This is a genomic window from Actinophytocola sp. (assembly GCF_035712165.1).
Classification (GTDB): domain Bacteria; phylum Actinomycetota; class Actinomycetes; order Mycobacteriales; family Pseudonocardiaceae; genus DASYTH01.
On sequence record NZ_DASTBH010000437.1, the window covers coordinates 1 to 24,555 of the forward strand.

Below are 24,555 nucleotides of genomic sequence, written 5' to 3' on the forward strand. Positions count from 1 at the left end.
CAGCCGCTACCGCCGTGGGGTCCGCCCATGCTGGTCGCGGCCGGCGCCGTGCTGGTCCTGTTCGTCCTCTGGGAGGTACGAGCCAAAACCAAGCTGATCGACACGACCGGCGTGCACCTGCGGCCGTTCCTGGCCGCCCTGGGCGTCAGCCTGGCCGCCGGCGCCGCCCTGATGGTCACGCTGGTGGACATCGACCTGTTCGCGCAGAGCCTGCTGGACACCGACGACCGGGGCAGCGTCGTGCTGCTGCTGCGGTTCCTGGTGGCGTTGCCGGTCGGCGCGCTGCTCGGCGGCGTGCTGGCCGGCCGGTTCGGCGAACGGTGGGTGGCCTTCGCCGGGATGCTCATCGCCGGGCTGGGCTATCTGCTGATCTCCCGCTGGCCGGTCGAGGTGCTGTCCACCCCGCATGTGCTCGGCCCGGTCGTCCTGCCCCGGCTGGACACCGACCTGGTCATCGCCGGCCTCGGGCTCGGCCTGGTCATCGCGCCGCTGTCCGCCGCCGTGCTGCGGGTGGTGCCGGCCAGCCAGCATGGCGTCGCCTCGGCCGCGGTCGTGGTGGCCCGGATGACGGGCATGCTCGTCGGCGTGGCCGCGCTGTCCGCCTGGGGGCTGCACCGGTTCCACAGCCTGACCGCGAACCTGCCGACGCCGCTGCCGTTCGGCATGTCGCCGGAGCAGTATGCCCAGGAGTTGGCCGGCTACCTGCGGTCGGTCGACAACGCGCTGCTCACCGAGTACAGCGAGATCTTCCTGATCACGTCGATCGTGTGCGCGGTGGCCGCGCTGCTGGCCCTGCTGATCCACCGGCGGTCCGAACCGGCGGTCTCCTAGGAACAGCGGGTTCCCTCGGCGGGGAGCTTGAGGTCCACCAGGTAACGCGCGCCGGCCTCGTCCACGCACTTGTTGTCCTGCAGGAACGCGGTGTGCTGGGTGCCCTCGAAGGTGAGCAGCCCGCCACCCAGCGCCTTGGCCAGGTTCACCCCGGCCTCGTACGGGGTGGCCGGGTCCTTGGTCGTCGAGACCACCAGCACCGGCGGCACCCCCGCCACGTTGGGCAGATGCGGCTGGCCGGTGTTGGGCACCGGCCAGAACGCGCAGGAGTCCAGCGTCGCCGTCGGCGGGTTGCCGTCATCCAGGAACGGAGCGACCTGCTTGTACCGCCGGGCCGCCTCCAGGACCACGTTCTTGTCGGTGACCCGGGGATCGTCCACACACCGGATCGCGGTGAACGCGTCCTGCGTGGAGGAGTACCTGCCGTCCGGCCCGCGCTCCAGATAGGTGTCGGCGAGCTGCATCAGCGTGTCGGCGCGGTTGCCCTTCAGCTCGGTCAGCCCGGTGTTGAGGTACTCCCACAGCTCGTCGGCGTAGAGCGCCTGGATCACCCCGGTCATCGCGTCGGAGTAGGACAGCTTGCGCCCGTCGTCGACCTCCACCGGACGCTGGCCGAGCGGGCGGACCAGCGCCAGGAACGCGTCGAGGGCCTTGGCCCGGTCCTGCCCGAGCGCGCAGTCCTGGCGCTGGACACACCAGCTCACGAAGTCGTCGAACGCCTTCTGGAAGCCCTCGCCCTGCGCGACCAGCTCCTCGACCGGATCCTGGCTGGGGTCGAGCGCACCGTCCAGAACCATCGCCCGAACGTTGTTGGGGAACGCCTCGGCGTAGGTGCTGCCGAGCCGGGTGCCGTACGAGTAGCCCAGGTAGGTCAGCTTCTCGTCGCCCAGCGTCGAACGCAGCACGTCCATGTCCCTGGCCACGTCCCGGGTGCCCAGGTTGGCCAGCATCGCCGCGCCCTTGCCGGTCCGCTCGGCGCACTTGGCGGCGTAGTCCTTCTCGTCGGACTCCACCTTGGCCACACCTGCCGCCGAGGCGTCCAGCTCGTCATCCTCCGCACGCTCGGCGTCGCGTTCCTGGTCGGTGAGGCACTTGACCACCGGCTCGCTCGCCCCGACCCCGCGCGGGTCGAAGCCGACGAAGTCGAACCGCTCACCGAGGTCGTTGCGCGCCTCCTGGCCCAGCCGCGCCGCGGTCGCCAGGCCGGACGCGCCCGGACCGCCCGGGTTGATCAGCAACGAGCCGATCCGTCGCTCCGAGTCACCGGCCGGGCGCCGCAGTACCGCGATCGAGATCGTCTCGCCGTCGGGCTTCGCGTAGTCCAGCGGCACGGTCAGCCGGGTGCACTGCACCTCGTCACCCTTCATCGCCGCGCGATCGAAATCCGTCCTGGCGTACGGCGCGCACTCTCCCCAGCTCAGCGACTGTCCGTAGAACTTCTCCAGACCCGGCGGCACCGGACCGGTCGGCCCCCGCCGCTCGATATCGGGCGCCACGGCCGTGCCGGGGCTGGTCGTCGTGCATGCGGCGAGCATTGCCAGCACCATCACACCTAAGAGGGACGAGGCGCGCTGAAACCGGGTCACGTCCGTGATAGTGCCATCGTGGGGTGCGGAACTCATCCACCATGGTGCACCGTTACCGTGCAGGGTCCATTGTGTGTGAGCGAGGAGGTGGCCGCGGGTGGCTGCGTTCCTGCGGCGTGTCAAGGGCGGTTTCCAACGTTTCCTTGAGCGTCCGGCCACGGTCGACCTCTCCCATTACGACAAGGTGCTCAAATCCATTGAGTGGCGCGAGAGCCGGGTCGAGAAGCTCAGCGACGAGGAGCTGACCGCCGCGGCGGCCGAGCTGCGCCGCACCGGGGAGAGCACCGGGGACCAGTTCGATGACACCGAGATCGCCACGCTGTGCGCGCTGGGTCGGGAGGCGGCCCGCCGCGGGCTGTCCGAGCGGCCGTTCGACGTGCAGCTCATCGGCATGATGGAGCTGCTCGCCGGGCACGTCGTGCAGATGGCCACCGGCGAGGGCAAGACGCTGGCCGGCGCGCTGGCGGCGGCCGGGTACGCCCTGCAGGGCCACCCCGTGCACGTGATGACGGTCAACGACTACCTGGCGCAACGCGACGCTGAGTGGATGCGGCCGGTCTACGAGCTGCTCGGCGTGTCGGTGGGCTGGGTCAACCAGACCTCCACCCCGGCGCAGCGCCGGGCCGCGTACGCGGCCGACATCACCTACGGGTCGGTCAGCGAGATCGGCTTCGACGTGCTGCGCGACCGGCTGTGCACCACCGCCGAGGGTCCGGACGGGCCGGTGCAGCGCGAGCCCGCCGTCGTGCTGATCGACGAGGCCGACTCGGTGCTGGTCGACGAGGCCAAGGTGCCGCTGGTGATGGCCGGCTCGACCGCGGACAGCCAGACCGACCCGGAGGTGGCGAAGATCGTCCGGGTGCTCCAGCCGGGCACCCACTACCAGCGGGACGAGGACGGCCGCAACGCCTGGCTGACCGAACGCGGCGCGCAGGTCGTGGAGAAGGCGCTCGGCGGGATCGACCTGTACTCCGGCGAGCACAGCGACCGGCTGGCCGCGGTGAACGCCGCGCTGCACGCGCACGCGCTGCTCGAGCGGGACATCGACTACATCGTGCGGGACGGCAAGGTCCAGCTGATCAACACCTCGCGCGGCCGGATCGCGCTGCTGCAGCGGTGGCCGGACGGGCTGCAGGCCGCGGTGGAGGCCAAGGAGCGGCTGGCGCCAACGGAAAGCGGCGAGGTGCTGGACTCGATCACCGTGCAGGGCCTGGTCGGCCGGTACCCGACGGTGTGCGGGATGACCGGCACCGCGGTCGCGGTGGCCGAACAGCTGCGCGAGTTCTACCAGCTCAAGGTCGCGGTGATCCCGCCGAACACCCCGTGCGTCCGGGAGGACGAGCCGGATCGGATCTACGCGACGGAGGCGGCCAAGGACGCGGCGATCCTCGCCGAGATCGTGGCGACGCACGCCACCGGCCGACCGATCCTGATCGGCACCGCCGACGTGGCCGAGTCCGAGCGGTTGGCCGGCAAGCTGGCCGAGGCGGACGTGCCGTGCGTGGTGCTCAACGCGAAGAACGACGCGAACGAGGCGGCGATCGTGGCCGACGCCGGCGCCTTCGGGGCGGTCACGGTGTCGACCCAGATGGCCGGCCGGGGCACCGACATCCGGCTGGGCGGCAGGGACGCGGCCGACCACGAGAAGGTCGCCGAGCTGGGCGGGCTGTACGTGATCGGCACCGGCCGCTACCCCAGCAGCCGGCTGGACGACCAGCTACGCGGCCGGGCCGGGCGGCAGGGCGACCCGGGCGGCTCGGTGATCTTCGCGAGCCTGGCCGACGAGTTGGTGGCCGTGTACGCGCCGGACGCCACCGCGGGCGACGAGCCGGACGCGCAGGGCCGGCTCGACGACCCGACCTCGCGCCGCTTCGTCGAGCACGCGCAGCGGGTGTCCGAGGGGGTGCACCTGGAGGTGCATCGCAACACCTGGCGGTACACCCGGCTGATCGAGCACCAGCGCGGCGTGCTGCTGGAGTACCGCGACGAGCTCCTGACCACCGACCTGGCGGAGACCGAGCTGGCCGCGATCTGCGGCGACCGCTGGGCCGAGCTGAGCGAGACGGTGCGCGAGGAGGCCCTTGAGCAGGCCGCTCGGACGATCATGCTGTACCACGTGGACCGCTGCTGGACCGAGCACCTGGCGTTCCTGTCCGACGTGCGGGAGACGATCCACCTGCGGGCGCTCGCCCGGGAGACGCCGATCGACGAGTTCCACCGGGCGGCGATCCCGGCGTTCAAGAAGATCCCGGACGAGGTGGCGGAGCGCTCGGCCGAGACGTTCCGGACCGCGACCATCACCGACGCGGGCGTCGACATCGAGGAGTCCGGCCTGATGCGGCCCACCTCCACCTGGACCTACATGATCCACGACAACCCGTTCGACACCGACGTCGAGCAGGCCCTTCAGCGGGTACGCGCCATGCTCAAGAAGGTCAAGCCCGCCCGCCGCCACTGACCGCTGCCCGGCCCGGTCACGCGACTCGCGTGGCGTTGGTCTAATTTTCGCCTGTGGGGCGTAAACCTCGTGGGAGGATGCTGGCATGGCGCAACTGAGGATGGCTCTGGCGCAGGTGAACTGCACCGTGGGGGATCTGGCGGGCAATGCCGAGCTGATCGTGGCGTGGAGCCGGCGGGCGGCCGAGGCGGGGGCGCACCTCGTGGTCTTCCCGGAGATGGCGTTGACCGGGTACCCGGTCGAGGACCTGGCGCTGCGGGAGTCGTTCACCGACGCGTCGAAGGCGGCGCTGGACGGGCTCGCCGGGCGGCTGGCCGAGGCGGGGTGCGGGGAGCTGGCCTGCTACGTCGGGTACCTGGACCGCGACGCGGAGGGCACCCGGGACGCGGCGGCGGTGCTGCACGGCGGCGCGGTGGTGGCCAGGCAGTTCAAGCACCACCTGCCCAACTACGGGGTGTTCGACGAGCGGCGCTACTTCAAGGCCGGCCACACCCTGGACATCCTGCGGATCAACGGCCTCGAGGTCGGCATGGTGATCTGCGAGGACATCTGGCAGGTCGGCGGCCCGGTCGCGGCGCTGGGCAAGGCCGGGGTGGACCTCGTGGTCTCGCCCAACGCCTCGCCCTACGAGCGGCGCAAGGACGACGTGCGGATGGGCCTGGTCGCGGCGCGGGCCCGCGAGGCCCGGGCGCCGCTGGCCTACGTGAACATGATCGGCGGCCAGGACGAGCTCGTGTTCGACGGTGACTCGATCGTGGTCGCCGAGGACGGCACCCTGCTGGCCCGGGCGCCGCAGTTCGTCGAGCACCTGCTTCTGCTCGATCTCGACCTGCCGGGCGGCGCTCCGCGCGGCGAGGAACCGGTCGACGGGTTCACCGTCCGCCGGCAGGTGCTGTCCGAGGCGGTGCCGGCCTACCCGGCGCGCCACCCGCGCAACATCACCGAGCCGCTGTCCGACGAGGCCGAGGAATGGGCGGCGCTGGTCACCTGCCTGCGGGACTACGCGCACAAGAACGGTTTCCGCTCGGCCGTGCTCGGGCTCTCCGGCGGCATCGACTCGGCGGTCTGCGCCGCGCTCGCGGTGGACGCGCTGGGCGCCGGCGCCGTGCACGGCGTGTCCATGCCGTCGGTCTACTCCTCCGAGCACTCCCGGTCCGACGCCGCCGAGCTCGCCGACCGCACCGGCCTGAACTACTCGGTCCAGCCGATCGAGAAGCTGGTCGCCGCGTTCGTCGACCAACTCGGCCTGACCGGCCTGGCCGAGGAGAACGTGCAGGCCCGCTGCCGCGGCATGACCCTGATGGCGCTGTCCAACCAGGACGGGCACCTGGTGCTCGCCACCGGCAACAAGACCGAGCTCGCGGTCGGTTACTCGACGATCTACGGCGACGCGGTCGGCGGGTTCGCGCCGATCAAGGACGTGCTCAAGACCCGGGTCTGGGAGCTGGCCAGGTGGCGCAACGCCGAGGCCGAGCGGCGCGGCGAGCAACCGCCGATCCCGGAGAGCTCGATCACCAAGCCACCCTCGGCGGAGCTGCGGCCGGGTCAGCTCGACACCGACTCGCTACCCGACTACAAGCTGCTCGACGACGTGCTCGACGACTACATCGAGGGCGACCGCGGCTACGCCGACCTGCTGGCGGCCGGGTTCGAGCCGGAGCTGATCCAGCGGGTGTTGCGGATGGTGGACCGGGCCGAGTTCAAGCGCCGGCAGTACCCGCCGGGCACGAAGGTGACCTTCAAGGCATTCGGCCGGGACCGCCGGCTGCCCATCACCAACACCTGGCGGGAGGGTGTGCCGCAGACCACCTGAACGGGCGTGTGAGCCTCGTCGCACCGACCCGTGCCGCGTGCCGGCTGGTGCCACGCTGGCGGGGTACACCCTTCATACGAACCCGGGGACCCGCACAGCGGCGGGCTTCGAGGGGAAGGATGGTCGACGACGATGTCAAACGAACCCGAGCAGGCCGCGCCGTACGGCACCGGGCCTTCGGCGGCCGACCCGGCCCGACCCGCCAAGCGGGTCCGCATCCATCATCTGCGGGAGCTCAAGGAGCGCGGCGAACCGTGGCCCATGCTCACCGCCTACGACATGTACACCGCCGAACTGTTCGACGAGGCCGGTATTCCGGTCCTGCTGGTCGGCGACTCGGCCTCGAACAACGTCTACGGCTACGACACCTCGCTGCCGGTGACCGTGGACGAGCTGGTTCCGCTGGTCCGCGCCGTCACCCGGTCGGTCAAACGCGCGCTCGTCGTGGCCGACCTGCCGTTCGGCTCCTACCAGCTCTCCCCCGAGCAGGCGCTGGCCACTTCGGTCCGGTTCATGAAGGAGGGCCGGGCGCACGCGGTGAAGCTGGAGGGCGGGCGGGCGTTCGCGCCGCACGTCAAGGCGATCACGACGGCCGGCGTGCCCGTGATGGGGCATATCGGCTTCACGCCACAGAGTGAGCACAACCTCGGCGGCTACCGAGTCCAGGGGCGCGGCGACGCCGGGGAGGACGTGCTGGCCGACGCGCTGGCGCTGCAGGAGGCCGGGGCGTTCGGCGTGGTCATGGAGATGGTGCCGGCCGAGGTCGCCAAGCGGGTGACCCATGAGCTGGCGATCCCGACCATCGGCATCGGCGCCGGTCCGGACTGCGACGCCCAGGTGCTGGTCTGGCAGGACATGGCCGGGCTGCGCCGGGGCAAGGCGCCGCGGTTCGTCAAGCGCTACGCCGACCTGGCCGGCGTCCTGTTGAACGCCGCCCAGGAGTTCGCCGCCGACGTACGCGGTCGCGAGTTCCCCGCACCAGAACACGTCTTCCACTGACCGCCTCTCCGGAATTTTGATGCAGTGCCGCCTCTCCGGAATTTGATGCGGTGGTTGCGTTCCGGCGGATGGTGCGGATATCGGGTGGATTGTGGCGCAGTGACGTCACGGTCCCCTGAGGTGCCGTTGGCTGGGCACGGACTTTCGCGAAGTGCCGCCTCTCCGGGATTTTTGTGGCGCAGTGGCGTCACGGTCCGCTGAGGTGGCGGTTGGCCGGACACGGACTTCCACAAGATCCGCGGACGTTGGTTGACCGGGGAGGTCCGGCCCGGCCGCGCACCGCGGCCGGGCCGGACGTTTTCGCGGTGCGGAGGCGGCTGGTAGGGCAGCATGGCGGTATGCCCGGCTTCTATCCCGCGATCGCGGCGCACGACAGCGGCCTGCTCGACGTCGGCGACGGCCACCAGATCTACTGGGAGGTCAGCGGCAACCCCAACGGCAAGCCGGTGGTGTTCCTGCACGGCGGGCCGGGCAGCGGCACGCATCCGTTGCAGCGCCGGATGTTCGACCCGGAGGTGTACCGGATCGTGCTGTTCGACCAGCGCGGCTGCGGCCGGAGCACGCCGCACGTGAGCGCGGCCGCGACGGTGCTCACGCACAACACCACCTGGCATCTCGTGGCCGACATGGAGCGCCTGCGGGAGCACCTGCGGATCGAGCGCTGGCAGCTGTTCGGCGGCTCGTGGGGCGCGACGCTCGCCGTCGCCTACGCCGAGACCCATCCCGAGCGGGTCAGCGAGATCGTGCTGCGCGGGGTCTTCCTGCTCCGCGACCTCGAGCTGGACTGGATGTACGGCGGCGGCGCCGGAATGCTCTTCCCCGAGGCGTGGGCCGAGTTCGTGGCCGCGTCCGGGGTGGCGGGCCCGCCGCGGGCCATGGACGTGCTCGCCGGCTACCAGCGGCTGATCGACGATCCGGACCCGGCGGTGCGCGCCGCCGCCGCGCTCGCCTGGAGCAACTGGGAGGGCGCGGCCGTCTCGCTGCTGCCCAACCCGCAGATGACCGCGGTGTACGCCGACCCCGCGTTCGCCGTGCCGTTCGCCCGGATCGCGCTGCACTACTTCTGCCACGGTGGCTGGCTGGACGCCGACCAGCTCATCCGGGACGCCGGCAAGATGACCGGGATCCCGGGGCGGATCGTGCAGGGCCGCTACGACGCGGTGACTCCCCCGCGCACGGCCTACGACCTGCACCAGGCCTGGCCCGGCTCGGAGCTTCGGCTACTCCCGCAGGCCGGCCATGCGGTGACCGACGTCGGCATGCTCGAGGCCCTGATCACCGCGACCGACGACTTCCGCTGAGGGTCCGGCGAACAGCCGCAGCTCGATCTCGTCGGCGGCCACGCCGTGCTCGCCGGCCCACCTGGCCAGCAGGCCGCAGTAGCGGGCGTAGCTGCGGGCCGGCCATGATCCGGTCGGGTTCAGCGAGGCCCAGCCGCACTCGCGGCGCAGCGCGGCGGCCACCACCCGGTCCAGGATCAGGCACGGATGGTCCGCGGCTCCGCCGCCGGCGAAGTACAGGAACTTGGTGAAGAACGACGGGCCGAGGTAGGCGATCTCGGTGCGCAGCGGGCGCAGCACCGTGTAGGCCCGGACGGGGTCGGCCGGGGCGAGCGCGGCCGCCGCGCGGAGCAGGTCGCGGGCCCGGTCCGGGTTCGCCGCGATCGAGTCCAGCCGGCGGGCGTTCTGCCGCAGGTGGCTGCCCGATCCCCAGGCCAGCGCGTGCCACAGCAGGGTGAACACGGTGTCACCCCGGTGGAGGTCGGCGGAGTGCCGCCACACCTCCTGCCGGGTCAGCGCCGGCCGGTCCGGCGGTTGGCCGGGCAGGCCGCGGCCGTGGATCTCCCGGCGCCACCACGCGGTCTGCACGGCGATGCGGTGCAGGGGAACGGACTGCGCGCGCGGCCCGGTCGGGATCGCCCAGCCGGGCAGGCGCAGGCGGCTCAGGTCGGTCGGCGGCATATGCGGAGAGTCGATCCGGGGCGCGTGGCGTTACCCCGGGCGTCAACGCCGGGCCGTGGTGAGGGCCGTGGCGAGCGCGTCGCGGGCCGGCACCAGGGAGGGACCGCACCAGGTGAGGTAGCGGCCGTTCACCAGCGCGTACGGCACGCCGGGGAAGGCCTCCGGGCCGTCGCCCGCGGTGAACTCGTACGGCTCGTCCGGCAGCACCAGCAGGCCCGCCGAGCCGTCCCGGAGCCGCTCGCGCAACTCGTCAAGGGCCGGCCGGGGATAGCGCTCGGCGTGGCCGGCGTAGGCGTTGGCGACCCCGAGCCGGCGCAGCACGTCTCCGGCGAAGGTGTCCCGGCCGACCACGATCCACGGCCGGCGCCAGACCGGGACGACCGCGGTGGCCCACACCGGCGCGACCTCGCGCCACGCGTCCTCGGCCCGCACCAGCCAGTCCGGTTCGCCGAGGTCCAGGCCCTGGGTGAGCAGCCGGCGCACCGAGCCGAGCCCGACCGGGACCGTGCCGGCGGCCGCGGTCACCCACACCGGGACGCCGTCGGCCCGGATCCGGGCCACGTCCTCCGGCCGGTTCTCCTCGGCGTTGGCCACCACCAGGTCCGGCCGCAGGTCCAGCACGGCGTCGACGGCCGGGTACTTCGAGCCGCCGACCCGGGCCACCGCGAGCCCGGCCGGATGGGTGCAGTAGTCGGTCGCGCCCACCAGCAGGCCCGGGGCGGTGGTCTCGATGGCGTCGGTCAGCGACGGCACCAGGCTCACCACCCGGCGCGGGGCGCGGCGCAGCGGGACGGGCTCCCCCAGGTCGTCAGCGAACATCGGCCCGCTCGGCGAGAACGTCGGCGTGACAGGCCTTCGGCGCGCACCAGCAGCCGAGCGCCCGCCCGGTCAGCTCACCGGCACGCAGCCGGCGCAGCAGGTCAGGCTGTTCGGCCAGCCACTCGCGGTACCGAGCGACCATGCCCGGCCGGTCAGCCGCCACCTGCCGCAGGAACGGGTTGGCGAAGTCGGACTCGGGCCACGAGTGGCGCGGCCCGGCATGCCCCACGTAGGTCAGGCGCCCCTGCTCGACCAGCCACGGCACCAGGTGCGCGTGCGGCCCGCCGCGGCGCACGTTGACCACCACCGTCCGGCCGTCCAGCAGGGCGTAGGCCAGCGCACGCTCGTCCCGGCTCCACCCACCGGCCTGCGGTGGCAGTCCCATCAGGCCAACCGCGCGGTGGCGTGGAGCGGTCCCCCACCCGTTGACCACGGGATTCGGGTCATACGTCGGTGATCCGGATCCCGGCGTGCGCCTTGTACCGGCGGTTGATCGCGATCAGGTTCGCGGTCAGCGCCTCCACCTGACCGGCGTTGCGCAGCCGTCCGCCGTAGATGCCGCGCATGCCCGGGATGACGGCGGCCAGCGCGCGCACCAGGTCGGTCGCCTCCCGGTCGTCGCCCAGCACCAGCACGTCGGTGTCCAGATCGGCGACGGACAGGTCGGCCAGGTGCACCGCGGAGACGTGGTGGAACGCCGCGGTCACCCGGGAGCCCGGCAGCAGCTTCTCGGCCTGCGCCGCGGCGCTGCCCTCCGGCACGGCCAGCGGGTACGGACCCTGCTTGTCGAACCCGAGCGGGTTCACACAGTCGATGACGATCTTCCCGGCCAGCTCGTCGCGCAGCGACTCGAGCAGCTCGCGGTGGCCGTCCCAGGGCACCGCGACCAGCACCACGTCGGCCTCGGCGGCGCAACCGGCGTTGTCCCGCCCGGTCACGTGCGGCACCCCGGCCAGGTCACACAGCTCCACCGCGGTGGCCTCGGCCCGCTCGGCCTTGCGCGAGCCGATCACGACCCGCAGACCGGCCTGCGCCCAGCGCAGCCCCAGACCCCGGCCCTGCGGCCCGGTCCCGCCGAGCACCCCCACGGTCAGGCCCGTCACGTCGGTCACGCCGTTCCCCTCTCCACCCGCTCGAACCGCACCCTGCGCTCCGTCGCGTCCGCGTCGACCAGCCGAACCCGGACATGCTCGCCTTCCGACATCCCGGCACCGTCGCATTTGGCGATGACGGGCGGCTCGTTGAGGAACACCTCGGCGCTGCCTCCGTCGCAGCGCAACACCGTGGCATCGAACTCGCGGCCGATCTGGTCGCGCAGCACCCACGCCTCCACCTGGTCGAGACACGCGCGGTCCACCCGGGAGGCCAGTGCGTCGGACACCTCCATCAACCGCGGCAGGTCCGGTAAAGCTTCCCGCACCCAGTCGGGGACCTCGCGACCGGCGGACAGGGCCAGGCAGATCTCGGCGGCGAACCGGTCCACCAGCCGGCGCAGCGGTGCGGTCACGTGCGCGTACGGCGCGCCCAGCCCGGCGTGCGTGGCCCGCTGCGGGGCGGCGCCGTCGAAGACGGTGTAGCCGGCGCCGCGCAGCAGCCGGGTCGCGTCCATGAACAGCGCCAGCGCCTCGGGTCGCTTCGGGTCCAGACCGGCCAGCAGCTCGGCCGGGTCCATCTCCCGGGGCCACTCGATGCCCAGCGACCGGGCCGAGCGGCGCAGCCACTGCACCGCGCCGTTCTCCGGGTCGGGCAGCGTGCGCAACACCCCGATGCCGGCCTCGAGCATCATGGCCGCCGCGGACATGCCGGTGAGCAGGGAGATCTCGGCGTTCCACGCGTCGACCTCGGTCCGCGGCCGCAGCACCAGCCGCCAGCCGCCCCGCCCGTCCGGCGTGACCTCCTGCTCGGGCAACTGCAGCTCGACGGCGCCGCGCTGCACGGCGCGCTCCCGGCGCAACCGGCCCAGCGCCGGCAGCGCGGCGATCGACGGGTGCGTCGTGCCGGCCGCCACGTCGGCCCGCACGGTGTCGTAGTCGAACTGCCGCACCGAGCGGACCATGGCCCGCTCCACCCGGGCCCGCACCGGCTCGCCGTCGGTGTCGCAGTCGATGGTCCACAGGGCCGCCGGCCGGACCTCGCCGGGCAGCAGGCTCGCGGCGCCCTCGCTGAGCACGGTCGGATGCAGCGGGACGTTGCCGTCCGGCAGGTACATGGTCTGGCCGCGGCGGCGCACCTCGGCGTCCAGGGACCCGCCGGGCCGCACGAACCCGCCGAGGTCGGCGATGGCGTAGTGCACCCGGAACCCGTCCGGCCGGGTCTGGACCAGCATGGCCTGGTCGAGGTCGCGGGACCCGGGCGGATCGATGGTCACCAGCGGCAGGTCGGTGGCGTCGGTACGGACGGCCGCACCGCGGTCCTCGCCGACCGCCGCCTCGGCCTCCGCCAGCACCGGTTCGGGGAAGTGCGACGGCAGGCCGAACTCGCTCCGGATACCGGCGAAACCGTCGCCGCCGGGGCCTGCCGCCGCCATCGACACCACGCAGGCACCCTATCGGCCCCGCTGGCCGGGGTTGTGCCGGGAACTCAGCGCCAGGGCGTCTGCGGCTGCACCGGCGGGGCCGGGAACCCGCGCGGCGGGGTGTCCTGGTTGGTGTAGCTCTGGTCGGTGAGGATCGGGTCCGGGCAGGCCACCAGAACCTCGGTGCCCTCCGGATCGGCGACCGGCCGGCCACTGCGGTCGCGGTAGACCACCTCGCCGTCGGCGTCGATCTCCACCAGGTACCCGGCCTCGGTCAGCTGCTCCTCGTCCATGTTGACCAGCCGTTCCCGGCGCGAGGGCACCACCCGGTAGGCCGGCCACGGCAGGTGCGCGTAGGCCTGGTGCAGCTCCGCCAGGATCTGCACCAGCGCGTTCTGCCACGGCAGCGGCATCTCCTCGGCCAGCGCCCTGGGCACCACCACGTAGGCGTTGGAGATCCCGGGACCGCCGCGGCCCAGGTGGTCGCGCAACGGCGTGCTCGACGCCGGCGGCCCGAGCGGACGCGGAATCGGATCGGAGGTGTACATACTCAAGGCGTCAGACCCCTCACTACACCCCGGGCCGCACGGCCTGGGGCATCAACTCGCCCTCCGACCAGCTCACCGGGCGGACGTGCACCGGAACGCCGGTCTGCTGTGCTTCGACGATCTTGCCGTCGCCCAGGTACATGGCGACGTGGTGAATGGTGGCCGGGTTGCTCGGGTCGTACGCCCAGAACAACAGGTCACCCGGCTGGGCCTGCTGGACCGGCAGCCAGGCACCGGCCTTGAACTGCTCCCGCGAGGTCCGGGGCAGCAGGATGCCGGCCGACCGGTAGGCCTGCAGCATCAGGCTGGAGCAGTCGAACGAGTTCTGGTGGCTGGTCAGGGCGCCCCACTCGTAGGGTTTTCCCTGCTGCCCCAACGCGAACTGGAGGGCCGAGCCGGCCGCCGCGGTCGGCGCCGGCAGCAGTTCGCCGACCCCCTGGCCGCACCCGGTCGGGTCGGCGACCGAGCCCACGGCGCCGATCAGGTGCGCGGCCATCGACTCCCAGCGGTGGTAGCGGTCCGGGAACGCCGAGCGCTCCACGTCCTGCGCGGACTCGCCGGGCCGCTGGTCGCGCCAGTTCGGCACCCTCTCCAGGACGTCGTAGAACTTGTTGATCGCGTACAGCGGGTCGGTGACCTGCTCCGGGCTCCCCCAGCCCATCGACGGACGCATCTGGAACATGCCCAGCGAGTCGCGGTCGCCGTAGTTGAGGCTGCGCAGCCCGGACTCGGTCATGCCCGCCTGGATCGCGACCTGCCAGGCCAGCGGCGGCAGTTCGCGCTGCCGGCCGATCGAGATGATCAGCGCGACGTTGCCGCGCTGCTCCTCGGAGAGCTTCGACGCGTCGAAGGCGCCGCTGCCGGCCGGGCCGGTGGACATCGGTCCCAGGGTGGCGTTGCAGGACAGCGCCATGGCCCGGGCCATGTCGTTCTGCCGGTCCCCCTCGATCACGGTGTTGATCGCGCCGGTGCTCACCGTGGCGGTGACCACCGCTACCAGGAGGACTCCGAACGCCAGCACCGCACGCATGTCATGCCGCCTGCTCGTAGTGGGCGACCCGCCAGCCGTCCGGCGTGGCGATGACCAGGATCGACACCGTGCCGCCGTCCGTCGGCACGTGCACATCCACCGATGTGGTGTAGGACTCGGTGGCCACGGCCTTCCCGGTCACCGCGCTGGCCGGGACGTTCGCCGGGTCCACGGTCGCCATGACGGCCAACTGTTCCTCGGTGGTGTAGTTCCGCAGCCCGTTGAGCCACTGCTCGTTGGTCACGCCGGCCGGGTGGTTGACCCACGCCTTGGCCCACTGGGTCGCGACCTCGAGGGCCTTCGGTTCCGGCGGGGCCGGGGTCGGAGCCTGGGTCGGGGTGCTGATCCGGGTGGGCAGCGACGACGACAACGCCGCGGAGGTGGTGGTGCCGGGCGGCGGCGTGGTCGTCGCGGCCGGTGGCGCGACGCTGTTGCTCGGCGCGGAACCCGGCGGCTCCGCGCCGGCGCCGTCCTGGTTTCCGAGCAGCCGGGGGATGAACAGCCCGATGCTGAGCACCGCGGCGAAGACGATCAGGAACGTGGCGATGAGGTGCCGGGGCGAACGCATCGGCCAGGCCCAGAGTCTGCGGTATACCGCGGCCTTGCCGCGGTTGGTCCGGATCGGCACGTCATCTCACCACCGTGTCGGTGTAGCGCGGCCCATCGTGCAGCGGCATCCGGCGGGGCGGCCGGGGCTGCCGGTTCGCCGGGTCGGTGGCCACCTCGAGGCCGCGCGACGGGCGGTACACCACGTGCACCGGCCGGCCGGCCACCTCCTCCACGTCGGCCAGCCGCGGCGAGGTCGCGGCCGGCGGGTCGAACGGTTCGGTCTCCGCGCGCCGGCTCACCCGCGACGCCACGACCACCGCGTCCTCGGCCCGGTCCCAGCCCCGGTCGGTCACCGGCGCGGTGTCCACCATCCGGCTCGGCACCGTGGCCCGGACCACGACCGGGTTGCTGTCGCCCCGGCCGCGCAACGGCGAACCGTCCGGTGCCACCGGATCCAGCAGCGGTGCCGACCCGGCGGCCGGCAGCGTCCGGGCCGACCCGTCGGTGATCGCGGTGCGGGTGTCCAGCCGCTGCGCGGTCGCGGTGACCGGGTTGCTCGCCTCCGGACGGGGGCGGCGGGTGCTCGCCCCCGCCGTGGCCGGCAGCTTGTCGTCGCCGACGTCGCTGTCCTGCAGGTTGTTCCAGAACACGTCCTGCGGCGTCGGCTGGGTGGACCTGCGCCCGCGGAACCGGGAGAACAGGCCACGCGAGCCGGCCATCGGGGCCACCGAGCCGACCGACATCTCGATCATCTGCCACATCCGCCGCATCGGCCGGCCGATCGCCATGAACACCACGGTCACGATCGCCGCGAGCAGCATCTGGGTGAGCAGCGAGAGCTTGGCCTCGGCCGAGAAGATCAGCTGCAGGAACTTGAAGTGCACGCCGGCCAGCATCGCCAGCACCAGCACGTTCAGCACGACCGCGCCGACCGCCTTGCCCACCCGGCGCAGGATGTCATGGTGGATCAGGGCCACCAGGCCGATGATCGGCGCGGTGAGGGTGAGGATGCGCAGCAGCAGTTGGGCGAGCAGCACCGCGAGCTTGGCGAACAGCTGGAACAGCGAGTACACGATGGACTGCAGCATCGCCAGGAACCCGGAGCCGACCCGGCTGCCGTCGGTGCCCTTGAAGTAGCCGGTCGTCGGCCCCAGCTGGGTGGCGATCTTCTTGTACTCCTCCTTCTTCGCGTTCTCGGTCGCGTTGTCCGCGTCCTTGCCCTGCCGGACGTCCTCCCAGGTCCAGGCCTGCGCGTCGAGCAGCTTGGGGCCGAACTCGACCGCCTTGGGGTCGTCCGGCTTGCCGAACTCGCCGCGCAGCCAGTTCTCGTAGACCACCTTGGTGTGCAGGTCGGTGGGCAGCACGTCCCGGGTGATCCGGTCCTCCGCCGGATCGACGAAACCGGCCTGGATGCCGGTCGTGGTCCGCACGATCAGGTCGTCGATCCGGCCGTAGTTGTTGACCAGCACCAGGGTCGAGGCCGCGAGCCACATGCCGCCCAGCGCGAACAGCGTGCGCCTGCTCACCGCGGCCAGGTCGCCGCGCCAGATCTGGCGGAACAGCAGGACCGCGAGCACCAGCATGAACAGGCTGAACAGCTGGCTGTAGATGTTGTCGAAGACGGCGCTGGCGGCCTTGCCGATCTGCTCGTTCAGCCCGCCGAGCACACCGCCGTTGAGCAGCGTGTAGTGCAGCGAGTTGGTCGCCCCGACGACGTTCTTGCCGACGTTGAACAGCTCGTTGCCGGCCCAGGTGTCGATCGTGGTGCTGGGGTCGGTGACGGTCTTGGACAGCGGGCCGCAGTTGTCCTCGTAGACGTGCCAGACCATGCCGGCGTAGCCGTAGTTGAGGTACGGGCTGCCCGCCTCGCCGTTGCCCTGCGGCGGGTCCAGCGCGCCGACCATGCCGGACCCGGGACGCTCCGGGTTGGGCGCCTGCGCGCAGTTGTCCTGCGCCATGGCCGGACCGCCGATGGCCAGGTTGAACCCGAGCACCGCGGTGACCAGCACCAGCGCCCGCAGCCGGTTGCGCGAGGCGGGCGTCCGCGGTGCGCGCCGCAGCCGCCGCACCGCGAACAACAGTGCGACCAGCAGCGCCACCACGGTGAGAGTCATGCCGTCTCCCGGTTAGCTGTGGCGCGGACAGGGTCCTCGCGATGGCCGTTGGTCCGCTCGGTGGCCGCCGGGTCGACCAGCATCGCCTCCGGCTCCTCGTCGGTCAGGCCGAGCTCGAAGTCGGCGGCCATCTCGAACTCGAGGTCGGTCGGCTCGGTGCCGTCCACCGGAGGTTCCAGCTCGTACTCGGCCGGCAGCTCCGGGGCGCTGACGTCGGCCGGGACCACGACCTGGCCGGTGTCCCGCTTGGCATCCGGGGTGGTGTCCAGGGCCAGCCGCAGGTGGTCCAGGTGCGGTCCGGACAGGTCGATCCGGATCCGCTCCACCCCGCCGGCGCCGTCGCCGAAGATGAACTGGCGCGGCGCCAGGTCGCGCTCGACGCCGCGGTCGCCGCCCGGCCGGCGGCCCAGGCTGGCCACCACCTGCTCGTAGCCGGCCCCGACCGGGACCTTGAGCAGCCGCAGCGCGTCGGCCTGCGCCTCGTCGTCGTCCAGCCGGCCGACGAACACCGAGTCCAGCAGGGTGACGAAGCCCTGGATCTTCAGGAAGTCCGCCGGGATCTGGCTGGACAGCAGCACCCGGACGTTCCACTTCCGGGAGTCCCGGGCGAACCGGTTCATCAGGACCCGGCCGGTCGGCACCTCGGACAGGAAGAACGCCTCGTCGATCCACACACCCTTGCGGTTGTCCTTGGGGCGCTCGTAGATCGAGCGCTGGGTGAGCCACGCGGCCAGGTTGAGCATCTCCACGCCGAGCGCCTCGGCGTCGGTCCAGTGCTCGCGGCCCACGCCGTCCTTGGGCAGGGTCAGCCCGGCCATGGTGAGCACGGTGAGCCGGTCGTCGCGGGTCTCGCGGTACGGGTCGGCGTCGTGCTCGGGGATGAGCAGCGACATCCGCTCGCGCATCTCGTCGAGGAAGTCGGCCACCACCACGGCGTGCTCGTGGTGCTCGCTGGCGTCGCGGCGCAGCGCGTCGAACACCAGGCTGGGGTCGGCGTCCGGCCGGCCGCCGACCGTGCGCACCGCGCGCAGCAGCACGATGCGGGTCTGCGGCATCCGGGCCACGTCGTAGGGCAGCAACCCGGTCAGCACGTCGAGCACCAGCCGCCTGCGGGTGGCCGCGGTCAGCGCCTTCTCCCGCCGCCAGGCCCGTTCCGGGTGCTCCTCGTCGAGGAAGTGCTCGTACTGCGGCTCGGCCACCACCCGGTACGGGTTGAGGATGCCGGGCTGGGCGTTGAGCAGGTTGATCGGCCGGGCGTACGGCCGCAGTTCGGGCAGGTCGCAGATCCGGGCCAGCGGGCCGGACGGGTCCAGCACCGTCCAGTACGCCCCGGCCCGCAGCGTCTTGTAGACGATGCCGCCACCGAGGAAGGACTTGCCGCCACCGAGCCCGGCGACCATCGCGGTCAGCCCGGAGCCGTCCCGGATCTCCTGCGCCATCCACGGATCCCAGGCCACCGGGCGGCGGGTCGCCGTGCAGGTCTCGCCGAGCAGGATCCCGCGCCGGTCCCCCACCTCGGCGGTCGCGGTCGGCACCGCGGAGGCCGCCCACACCACCGAACCCCGGCGCAGGTAGGCGCCGGCCGCCAGCGACTCACCCGGGATGAACTCGCGGGCCAGCGCGTACTGCGCCTCCGGGTGCTCGATGGCGACCTTCGGCTTGTAGAGGTCCAACAACTGCTGGGCCAGGCGCAGCGCGTCCCGCTCGGTCGGCCCGGACACCGCCAGCCGCCACCAGGACCGCACCCGGGTGGCCAGCGCGGTGAACCCCGAGGTCATCTCGTCGTCGATCTCCAGCACCCGGGACGCCTGCCGGGCCAGCGACTGCGGCGGCTCCAACTCGTGCTCGTCGGTGTAGTGCTTGACCTGCGAGCGCACCTTGTTCATCTGGCGCGCCAACTCGCCGGAGACCTCCTCCGGCTTGCGCACGTAGATCCGCGCCGACCACTCCACCGAGGCCGGCAGCCGGTCGCTGCGCTGCACCCACGGGTCGTCCACCTCGGGGATCTGCAGGCCGTGCATCAGCCCGACGGTGAGCACCGCGACGTGCCGCTCGACGCCGGCGTTGGAGCCGGTGCGCCCGCGCACGGTCACGGTCGGGGAGTAGGGCTCCTGATGGAAGTCGGCCGCGTCGGTGAAACTGGCCAGATCCTCCGGCTCCCAGGCCGCGCCCGGCACCGCCGGCAGGTTGCGCGGCGCCGGCAGACCCAGCGAGCAGGACCGGTGCATCAGCCAGGCCATCTCCCCGGCGGTGGCCGGCCGGCCGTCCAAACCGGGCGCGCCGATCACCAGGTCCAGGTGGTCGACCTCGCTGTCCAGCGCCGCCAGCTCGGCGTCCACCGCGGCCGGGAAAACCTTGCGCAGCAACGGCGCGGCCCGCTCCACCGCCCGGTCCACCATGTTCCGCACCTGCACCTGGACGCCGAGGTAGACCTCCTTCTCCGCCATCGAACGGCCCATCAGCTGCTGCTGCTCGCCGATCAGGTAGTCGTCGAAGGACATCGCGCCCGGGGTGTCCGGCAACCGGTTCACCGCGTTGTGCACATGCGCCTCGGCCCACATCCGGATCGGATACGGCCGGGTGGTCACCCGCAGATGCAGCCAGCGGCCGTTCAGCTCGGCGTACTGGCCGGCGATCGCGGCGATCAGGTCCTGGCGCTGCGAGTCGGACCGAAAGGACCAGCGCTGCGGCGCCAACCGGTACCAGGCGAACACATCGTGGCCGGTGCGCAGCAGATGCCCGTCGATGCTGCGCGCGGCGATGGACGGGGTGTAGTCGGGAATGGACTGCTCGCCGGGCAGCCGGCGGGTGCGCTTTCCGTTACGGGACTCGGTCACAGGGCGGTACTCAGGCCTTTTCGGATACTGCTGCTCGGACAGGTCCGGCACCGCGTGCCGGCCGTAGCCGGCCGGCGCCGCGGCGGTCGCGGCCGGATAGGGGGTCAGCAGCTTGGGCTGCTTCTTAGCTCGGCCAAACACCCCGAACCTCCGTGGCATAGGCCTGCCGGGCCGGGAGACGCCCCGGCGGCGGGGCGGTAACCAGCTCGGTGGAAGCCGAACGTGCGGAACGGCCACGACGTGGCTTCCGACGTGGCCGTTCGGGACGCATCCGGATCGCGGATGCGCTCACCGCACCACCGCGACCGGTGACGACTTCCCTGGGGGCGTGCAGCTCCCGCAGCCACATGGCCACGACCGCGGTGAGCGGTCGCTCGTGGCTGATCCGCGCGCAAATGAGCATAGTGAGCCCGATCGTGCACACCAGACCCCAGGCGAAGGACCAGAACAGGCTGACCCCGAGCTGGCGGAAGATCGTCAGCACGACCAGGAAGACGACGGTGCCGACTCCCCACGCGACGTAGCGGGCCCGCCACGGAAAGGTGGCTTTCGGCGGACCGAGCCACACTGCGTCGACGCGGTAAACCTCGTCGTCGGTGCGAATACGCACGGGATCCCCCTCGACGTCAGCCCGTGAACAGGCCGGCTATCCACGTGCCGATGTTCTTGCCGGCGTCGGTCGTCACGGCCAAACCGATGATGGCCAGTGCGACGATCACTCCGCCCAACCGGCGCATGACCCCCGCGTTGTCGCCCTTGCCGCCACCCAGCCACAACAGCAGCAGCGCGACGACCAGCAGCAGCAGCGGAATGATGTTGTCGAGAATCCAGTCCCGGACACCCCTCGTCCCCAGCTCACCCTGCTGGACGATGGTGTCAAGGGTGGCCATGGCGCTCATGTCTGACTCCCAAGTGCGTGGAGCGGATTTGTCATGATGCTCCTACGCCGCCGGTTCCGCAGTCCCTGACGAGTAGAACACGTGACGAGGGGTAGCGGCGATAGCGCGCTCCGTATTGCAACATAACCACTGCACCCCGCCTGGTCGTGCTGTCTTCGGACCCGTCCAGGTAGACAGGTCGCGTTCTGGTTGTACGTGACGTTCAGGATCAATTGGCCACGTTGTGGCCAATTCACCCGGATGCGGCACCGTACTCACCCTAGGTGTGCAAAACCGCTCGTCAACCCATTCCGCGACTCGGTTTCCTACTCCGTTCGCAGGACGGACTGACACATCGGACATAGGGGGGCGAGCCGGCTTGTAAGCCGGATCCTGTGCCGGGGCGGCGATGCGCCCCGGCGGCGGCCATCCATCTAGGCCTGCCGTCACCGGCAGGCTCGTGCGGCCTACCCGCAGACATCGGGCGGGCAACCCTCGAACGTCTGCGCAGGAGCTTGCGCTCCCTCTTGGCCTTGCTCCGGGTGGGGTTTACCGAGCCATCCCGGTCACCCGGGATGCTGGTGGGCTCTTACCCCACCGTTTCACCCTTACCCGGTGTCACCACCGGGCGGTTTGCTTTCTGTGGCACTAATCCCGCGGCTCACGCCGGGTTGCCGTTAACAACCACCCTGCCCTGCGGAGTCCGGACTTTCCTCGTCGGCGGGTTTCCCCGCCGCCGCGGCCGCCCGGCCGACTCGCCCGCAGAGAAGCGTACCTAACGCTGGAGGTGCGAGGTGTCGTTGACCAACCGGACCGAGGCGTTGCCGTCCGGATAGAACTCGACGACCGACAGTGACGCCAGGTCCAGATGCAGCCGGAACAGCAACGACGGCCCGGCATCCAGGCCCATCCGCAGCAGCGACTTGATGGGTGTGACGTGGCTGACAATCACGACCGTGGTCGCACCGTGGCCGGCGATCAGCTCGTCGCGAACGCGCCGCACCCGCCGGTGCACCACCTCGAAGCTCTCCCCGCCCGGCGCCGGAATCGAGGTGTCACTCAGCCATTCGCGGTGCAGCTGGGGGTCCCGGGCGGCGGCCTCGGCGAAGGTCAGGCCCTCCCACTGGCCGAAGTCGGTCTCGATCAGGCCCGGGTGGACGACCACCGAGCCGCCCACCGCGTCGGCCAGGAACTGGGCGGTCTGCCGGGCCCGGCCCAGCGGCGAGGACACGATCGGCGTACCCGGGCCTACACCGTCCATTGTGGACAGTCGGTCGGCCGCCGACTTGGCCTGGCCGACCCCGACCTCGGTCAGCGGCACCTCGCCGTGTCCGGAGTAGCGCCGGTCCACCGACAACGCCGTCTGCCCGTGCCGGAGCAGCAGAAACCGGGTCGGCGTGCCCGACGCCCCGGTCCAGCGGACGGGCTGGGGCTCAGCCCGACGCCCTTTTCCCGGGCCGGTCCCGGCCTGCGCGTCCATGGCCTCGTTGGCCAGCCGGTCGGCCCGCGTGTTGCGCTCCCGCGGTATCCACACGTAGCGGATCCTCGGGAACTGGCGGGCCAGCTTCTGGGCCTCCAGCGCCAGCGACTGCAGCGCCGGGTGCTTGATCTTCCACCGGCCGGACATCTGCTCGACCACCAGCTTGGAGTCCATCCGGACCTCGACCGACTCCGCACCGAGCTCCGCCGCCGCCCGGAGCCCGGCCAGGAGGCCCTGGTACTCGGCCACGTTGTTGGTGGCGACCCCGATCCCCTCGGCCCGCTCGACCAGCACCTCCCCGGTCGCCGCCTCCAGCACCACCGCCCCGTAGCCGGCCGGCCCCGGGTTACCCCGCGACCCCCCGTCAGCCTCGATGATCAGGTTCACAGACCGGACTCCGCGGTGCGGACCAGGATGGCGCCGCACTCGTCGCAGGTGAGCACCTCGTCGGCGGGTGCGCCGGAGATCCGGGACAGCAGGCTGCGGTCCAGCTCCAGCCGGCAGGCGCCGCACCGCCGGGCCCGCAGCAGGGCCGCGCCGATCCCCTTGGTCGCGCGCACCCGGTTGTACAGCGCCAACAGCGGTTCGGGCAGCTGCGGCAGCAGCGTGGCCCGCTCCGCCGTGCGGCGCGCGTCGATGGTTTCCAGGTCGGCGAGGGCGGCGTCACGGCGGCGCTGGGCGTCGGCCAGCGTCTCCTCCGCCTTGGCCAGCTCGACCCCGGCGTGCTGGCCGTCCAGCTCGACCGCCTCGCGCCGCTCCATCAGCTCCAGCAGGTCGTCCTCGAGCGCGCTCTGCCGGCGCTGCAGGGTGGCGAGCTCGTGCTCGAGATCGGTGAGCTGCTTGGCCGACACGGTCCCGCCGGTGAGCAGGCCGCGGTCCCGGTCCTCCCGGGCCCGCACCGCGTCGATCTCCCGCTCCTGCCGCTTCACCTCGCGGTCGAGATCGGTCAGCGTGGTCTGGATGGCCACCTGGGCGTCCCGCCGGGTGCGCACGGCCGACTCGGCGGCGGCGATCTCGGTGAGCTCCGGCAGGGTCCGCCGGCGATGTTCGACGCGGGCCAGTTCGGCATCGACGTCGGCGAGCTCGAGCAGCCGGCGCTGCACGGCGGGATCGGCTTTCACGCGTGGTCCCTCCCGGTTCCCTGTGGCACCACGCCGATCGTCCATGGATCGGTGCGGCGGGTGGAGACATGGATGTCGACGTTACCGCCGATCGACGCGCGCAGGATGCCCGCCGCCTGCTCGCACCACGGCCATTCGCTGGCCCAGTGCGCCACGTCGACCAGTGCCGGCGCGCCCGGCTTCGCCAGATGCTCGCTCGCCGGATGATGCCGCAGGTCCGCGGTGACGTAGGCGTCGACCCCCGCGGCCAGCACCACGTCGAGGTAGCCGTCCCCGGCACCGCCGGAGACCGCGACCGTCTTGATAGGACGGTCCGGGTCGCCGGCCGCGCGCACCCCGGCGGCGGTGGCCGGCAGGGCGGCGGCCACCCGCGCGACGAACGCGGCGAACGGCTCCGGCTGGGGCAGGCTGGCCAGCCGCCCGATCCCGGTCCGGCCGTCCGGGCCCGGGTTCAGCGGTGCGACCACGGTCAGGCGCAGCGCGGCGGCCAGCGCGTCGGAGACCCCGGGATCGGCCGCGTCGGCGTTGGTGTGCGCGCAGAACAGCGCCAACCCGCCGCGCACCATGCGGTGCACCAGGCCGCCCTTCGGGGTGTCCGCCGGCACGCCGTGCACCCCGCGCAGCAGCAGCGGATGGTGCGCCACGATCAACTCGCAGTCCAGCTCAAGCGCTTCGTCCACTGTGGACTCGACCGGGTCGACGCAGACCAGGATCCGGCTGACCGGCTCGGCCGGGTCGCCGCAGACCAGACCGACCGCGTCCCACGGCTCGGCGAGCGCGGGCGGGTAGGCGGTCTCCAGTGCCTCGACCGCGTCGGCGATGGTGACCGTCATGGCGAGACTCCCATCCCACACTCGGCGCGCAGCGCCTCGACCAGTGGGGCGGCCAGTTCGGGGCTGCGGACCGCGACCCGGAGATGATCGGGAGTCAGACCGGGGAAGGTGTCCGCTCGGCGCACCGCGATACCCCGGTCGCGCAGCGCGGCCCGGATCCGCGCACCGCCGGGCACCCGCAGG

20 protein-coding genes, 1 other RNA gene and 2 pseudogenes are annotated in these 24,555 nt (G+C 72.2%); 5 read left to right on the plus strand and 18 right to left on the minus strand.

All coding sequences use genetic code 11. The features are described 5' to 3' along the window. A pseudogene (locus VFO68_RS24385) lies at nucleotides 1-831 on the plus strand (MFS transporter); the annotation flags it as partial. On the opposite strand, the gene VFO68_RS24390 reads toward VFO68_RS24385, so the two are convergent. Beyond that, nucleotides 828-2,366, minus strand: a complete 1,539-nt coding sequence (locus tag VFO68_RS24390) for an alpha/beta hydrolase (RefSeq protein WP_325160701.1) — start codon at nucleotides 2,364-2,366, stop codon at nucleotides 828-830. The pseudogene VFO68_RS24385 and the gene VFO68_RS24390 sit on opposite strands and share 4 nt — an antisense overlap. A 148-nt stretch (nucleotides 2,367-2,514) precedes the next feature. Here VFO68_RS24390 and secA2 point away from each other — a divergent pair, with 148 nt between their 5' ends. From secA2 to pip, 4 genes are all read left to right on the plus strand, one after another. Next, nucleotides 2,515-4,875 carry an accessory Sec system translocase SecA2 gene (gene secA2, locus VFO68_RS24395; protein WP_325160702.1) on the plus strand — a complete coding sequence of 787 codons (2,361 nt, stop codon included), beginning with the start codon at nucleotides 2,515-2,517 and terminating at the stop codon, nucleotides 4,873-4,875. An 85-nt stretch (nucleotides 4,876-4,960) separates the two neighbouring features. Further along, on the plus strand, nucleotides 4,961-6,688 hold the full coding sequence (locus VFO68_RS24400) for an NAD+ synthase (protein ID WP_325160703.1): 1,728 nt from the start codon (nucleotides 4,961-4,963) through the stop codon (nucleotides 6,686-6,688). Nucleotides 6,689-6,820: 132 nt separating this feature from the next. Beyond that, the gene (gene panB / locus VFO68_RS24405) at nucleotides 6,821-7,687 is read left to right on the plus strand and encodes a 3-methyl-2-oxobutanoate hydroxymethyltransferase (RefSeq protein WP_325160704.1); all 867 of its coding nucleotides are present in this window, start codon (nucleotides 6,821-6,823) and stop codon (nucleotides 7,685-7,687) included. A 338-nt stretch (nucleotides 7,688-8,025) separates the two neighbouring features. Beyond that, nucleotides 8,026-8,988, plus strand: coding sequence for a prolyl aminopeptidase (gene pip / locus VFO68_RS24410; RefSeq protein ID WP_325160705.1), 963 nt, complete (start codon nucleotides 8,026-8,028; stop codon nucleotides 8,986-8,988). Here the strand turns inward: pip and VFO68_RS24415 are convergent. The 17 genes and pseudogenes from VFO68_RS24415 to VFO68_RS24495 form a co-directional block, all read right to left on the minus strand. Beyond that, a complete protein-coding gene (locus VFO68_RS24415) occupies nucleotides 8,908-9,648 on the minus strand; it encodes a hypothetical protein (protein ID WP_325160706.1) in 741 nt (246 codons plus the stop codon). The two genes, pip and VFO68_RS24415, sit on opposite strands and share 81 nt — an antisense overlap. Before the next feature lie 42 nt (nucleotides 9,649-9,690). Next, a complete protein-coding gene (locus tag VFO68_RS24420; RefSeq protein ID WP_325160707.1) occupies nucleotides 9,691-10,467 on the minus strand; it encodes a helical backbone metal receptor in 777 nt (258 codons plus the stop codon). Then, a complete protein-coding gene (locus VFO68_RS24425; RefSeq protein ID WP_325160708.1) occupies nucleotides 10,457-10,852 on the minus strand; it encodes a DUF4326 domain-containing protein in 396 nt (131 codons plus the stop codon). The genes VFO68_RS24420 and VFO68_RS24425 overlap by 11 nt, the downstream gene beginning before the upstream one ends. 58 nt (nucleotides 10,853-10,910) lie before the next feature. Beyond that, nucleotides 10,911-11,579, minus strand: coding sequence for an NADPH-dependent F420 reductase (gene npdG, locus VFO68_RS24430; protein WP_325160709.1), 669 nt, complete (start codon nucleotides 11,577-11,579; stop codon nucleotides 10,911-10,913). Further along, a complete protein-coding gene (locus VFO68_RS24435) occupies nucleotides 11,576-12,994 on the minus strand; it encodes an RNB domain-containing ribonuclease (RefSeq protein WP_325160717.1) in 1,419 nt (472 codons plus the stop codon). Before VFO68_RS24435 ends, npdG begins: the two co-directional genes overlap by 4 nt. A gap of 53 nt (nucleotides 12,995-13,047) precedes the next feature. Beyond that, nucleotides 13,048-13,530, minus strand: coding sequence for a hypothetical protein (locus VFO68_RS24440; protein WP_325160718.1), 483 nt, complete (start codon nucleotides 13,528-13,530; stop codon nucleotides 13,048-13,050). Between the two features lie 22 nt (nucleotides 13,531-13,552). Further along, nucleotides 13,553-14,560 (minus strand): C40 family peptidase, encoded by a 1,008-nt coding sequence (locus tag VFO68_RS24445; protein ID WP_325160710.1) that lies wholly within the window; start codon nucleotides 14,558-14,560, stop codon nucleotides 13,553-13,555. 1 nt (nucleotide 14,561) lies between these two features. After that, nucleotides 14,562-15,188 carry a hypothetical protein gene (locus tag VFO68_RS24450; protein WP_325160711.1) on the minus strand — a complete coding sequence of 209 codons (627 nt, stop codon included), beginning with the start codon at nucleotides 15,186-15,188 and terminating at the stop codon, nucleotides 14,562-14,564. Nucleotide 15,189: 1 nt separating this feature from the next. Beyond that, nucleotides 15,190-17,223 (minus strand): magnesium transporter, encoded by a 2,034-nt coding sequence (locus tag VFO68_RS24455; protein ID WP_325160712.1) that lies wholly within the window; start codon nucleotides 17,221-17,223, stop codon nucleotides 15,190-15,192. After that, nucleotides 17,220-20,060: an ATP-binding protein gene (locus VFO68_RS24460; RefSeq protein WP_325160719.1), complete on the minus strand. Its 2,841-nt coding sequence runs from the start codon at nucleotides 20,058-20,060 to the stop codon at nucleotides 17,220-17,222. The genes VFO68_RS24455 and VFO68_RS24460 overlap by 4 nt, the downstream gene beginning before the upstream one ends. 124 nt (nucleotides 20,061-20,184) lie before the next feature. Then, the gene (locus tag VFO68_RS24465) at nucleotides 20,185-20,670 is read right to left on the minus strand and encodes a hypothetical protein (protein WP_325160713.1); all 486 of its coding nucleotides are present in this window, start codon (nucleotides 20,668-20,670) and stop codon (nucleotides 20,185-20,187) included. A 16-nt stretch (nucleotides 20,671-20,686) separates the two neighbouring features. Continuing rightward, entirely contained in the window at nucleotides 20,687-20,959 is a 273-nt protein-coding gene (locus VFO68_RS24470) for a hypothetical protein (RefSeq protein WP_325160714.1), read from the minus strand. A 345-nt stretch (nucleotides 20,960-21,304) separates the two neighbouring features. Then, nucleotides 21,305-21,696, minus strand: an RNA gene (gene rnpB / locus VFO68_RS24475) — RNase P RNA component class A. Nucleotides 21,697-21,713: 17 nt separating this feature from the next. Continuing rightward, nucleotides 21,714-22,799 carry a bifunctional RNase H/acid phosphatase gene (locus VFO68_RS24480; protein ID WP_325160720.1) on the minus strand — a complete coding sequence of 362 codons (1,086 nt, stop codon included), beginning with the start codon at nucleotides 22,797-22,799 and terminating at the stop codon, nucleotides 21,714-21,716. 2 nt (nucleotides 22,800-22,801) lie between these two features. Next, nucleotides 22,802-23,539 (minus strand): zinc ribbon domain-containing protein, encoded by a 738-nt coding sequence (locus VFO68_RS24485; RefSeq protein WP_325160715.1) that lies wholly within the window; start codon nucleotides 23,537-23,539, stop codon nucleotides 22,802-22,804. Further along, complete coding sequence (locus VFO68_RS24490) at nucleotides 23,536-24,372, minus strand: Nif3-like dinuclear metal center hexameric protein (RefSeq protein ID WP_325160716.1); 837 nt, start codon at nucleotides 24,370-24,372, stop codon at nucleotides 23,536-23,538. The genes VFO68_RS24485 and VFO68_RS24490 overlap by 4 nt, the downstream gene beginning before the upstream one ends. Next, nucleotides 24,369-24,555 (minus strand): annotated as a pseudogene (locus VFO68_RS24495) (hypothetical protein); the annotation flags it as partial. The pseudogene VFO68_RS24495 and the gene VFO68_RS24490, both read right to left, overlap by 4 nt.

Excerpts from the sequence above, each read along its gene's own strand:
- VFO68_RS24390 (WP_325160701.1), bottom strand. The coding sequence starts at position 2,366 with ATGCTCGCCGCATGCACGACGACCAGCCCCGGCACGGCCGTGGCGCCC.
- VFO68_RS24400 (WP_325160703.1), top strand. The coding sequence starts at position 4,961 with ATGGCGCAACTGAGGATGGCTCTGGCGCAGGTGAACTGCACCGTGGGG.
- panB (WP_325160704.1), top strand. The coding sequence starts at position 6,821 with ATGTCAAACGAACCCGAGCAGGCCGCGCCGTACGGCACCGGGCCTTCG.
- pip (WP_325160705.1), top strand. The coding sequence starts at position 8,026 with ATGCCCGGCTTCTATCCCGCGATCGCGGCGCACGACAGCGGCCTGCTC.
- VFO68_RS24415 (WP_325160706.1), bottom strand. The coding sequence starts at position 9,648 with ATGCCGCCGACCGACCTGAGCCGCCTGCGCCTGCCCGGCTGGGCGATC.
- VFO68_RS24420 (WP_325160707.1), bottom strand. The coding sequence starts at position 10,467 with ATGTTCGCTGACGACCTGGGGGAGCCCGTCCCGCTGCGCCGCGCCCCG.
- VFO68_RS24425 (WP_325160708.1), bottom strand. The coding sequence starts at position 10,852 with ATGGGACTGCCACCGCAGGCCGGTGGGTGGAGCCGGGACGAGCGTGCG.
- VFO68_RS24435 (WP_325160717.1), bottom strand. The coding sequence starts at position 12,994 with ATGGCGGCGGCAGGCCCCGGCGGCGACGGTTTCGCCGGTATCCGGAGC.
- VFO68_RS24440 (WP_325160718.1), bottom strand. The coding sequence starts at position 13,530 with ATGTACACCTCCGATCCGATTCCGCGTCCGCTCGGGCCGCCGGCGTCG.
- VFO68_RS24445 (WP_325160710.1), bottom strand. The coding sequence starts at position 14,560 with ATGCGTGCGGTGCTGGCGTTCGGAGTCCTCCTGGTAGCGGTGGTCACC.
- VFO68_RS24455 (WP_325160712.1), bottom strand. The coding sequence starts at position 17,223 with ATGACTCTCACCGTGGTGGCGCTGCTGGTCGCACTGTTGTTCGCGGTG.
- VFO68_RS24470 (WP_325160714.1), bottom strand. The coding sequence starts at position 20,959 with ATGAGCGCCATGGCCACCCTTGACACCATCGTCCAGCAGGGTGAGCTG.
- VFO68_RS24490 (WP_325160716.1), bottom strand. The coding sequence starts at position 24,372 with ATGACGGTCACCATCGCCGACGCGGTCGAGGCACTGGAGACCGCCTAC.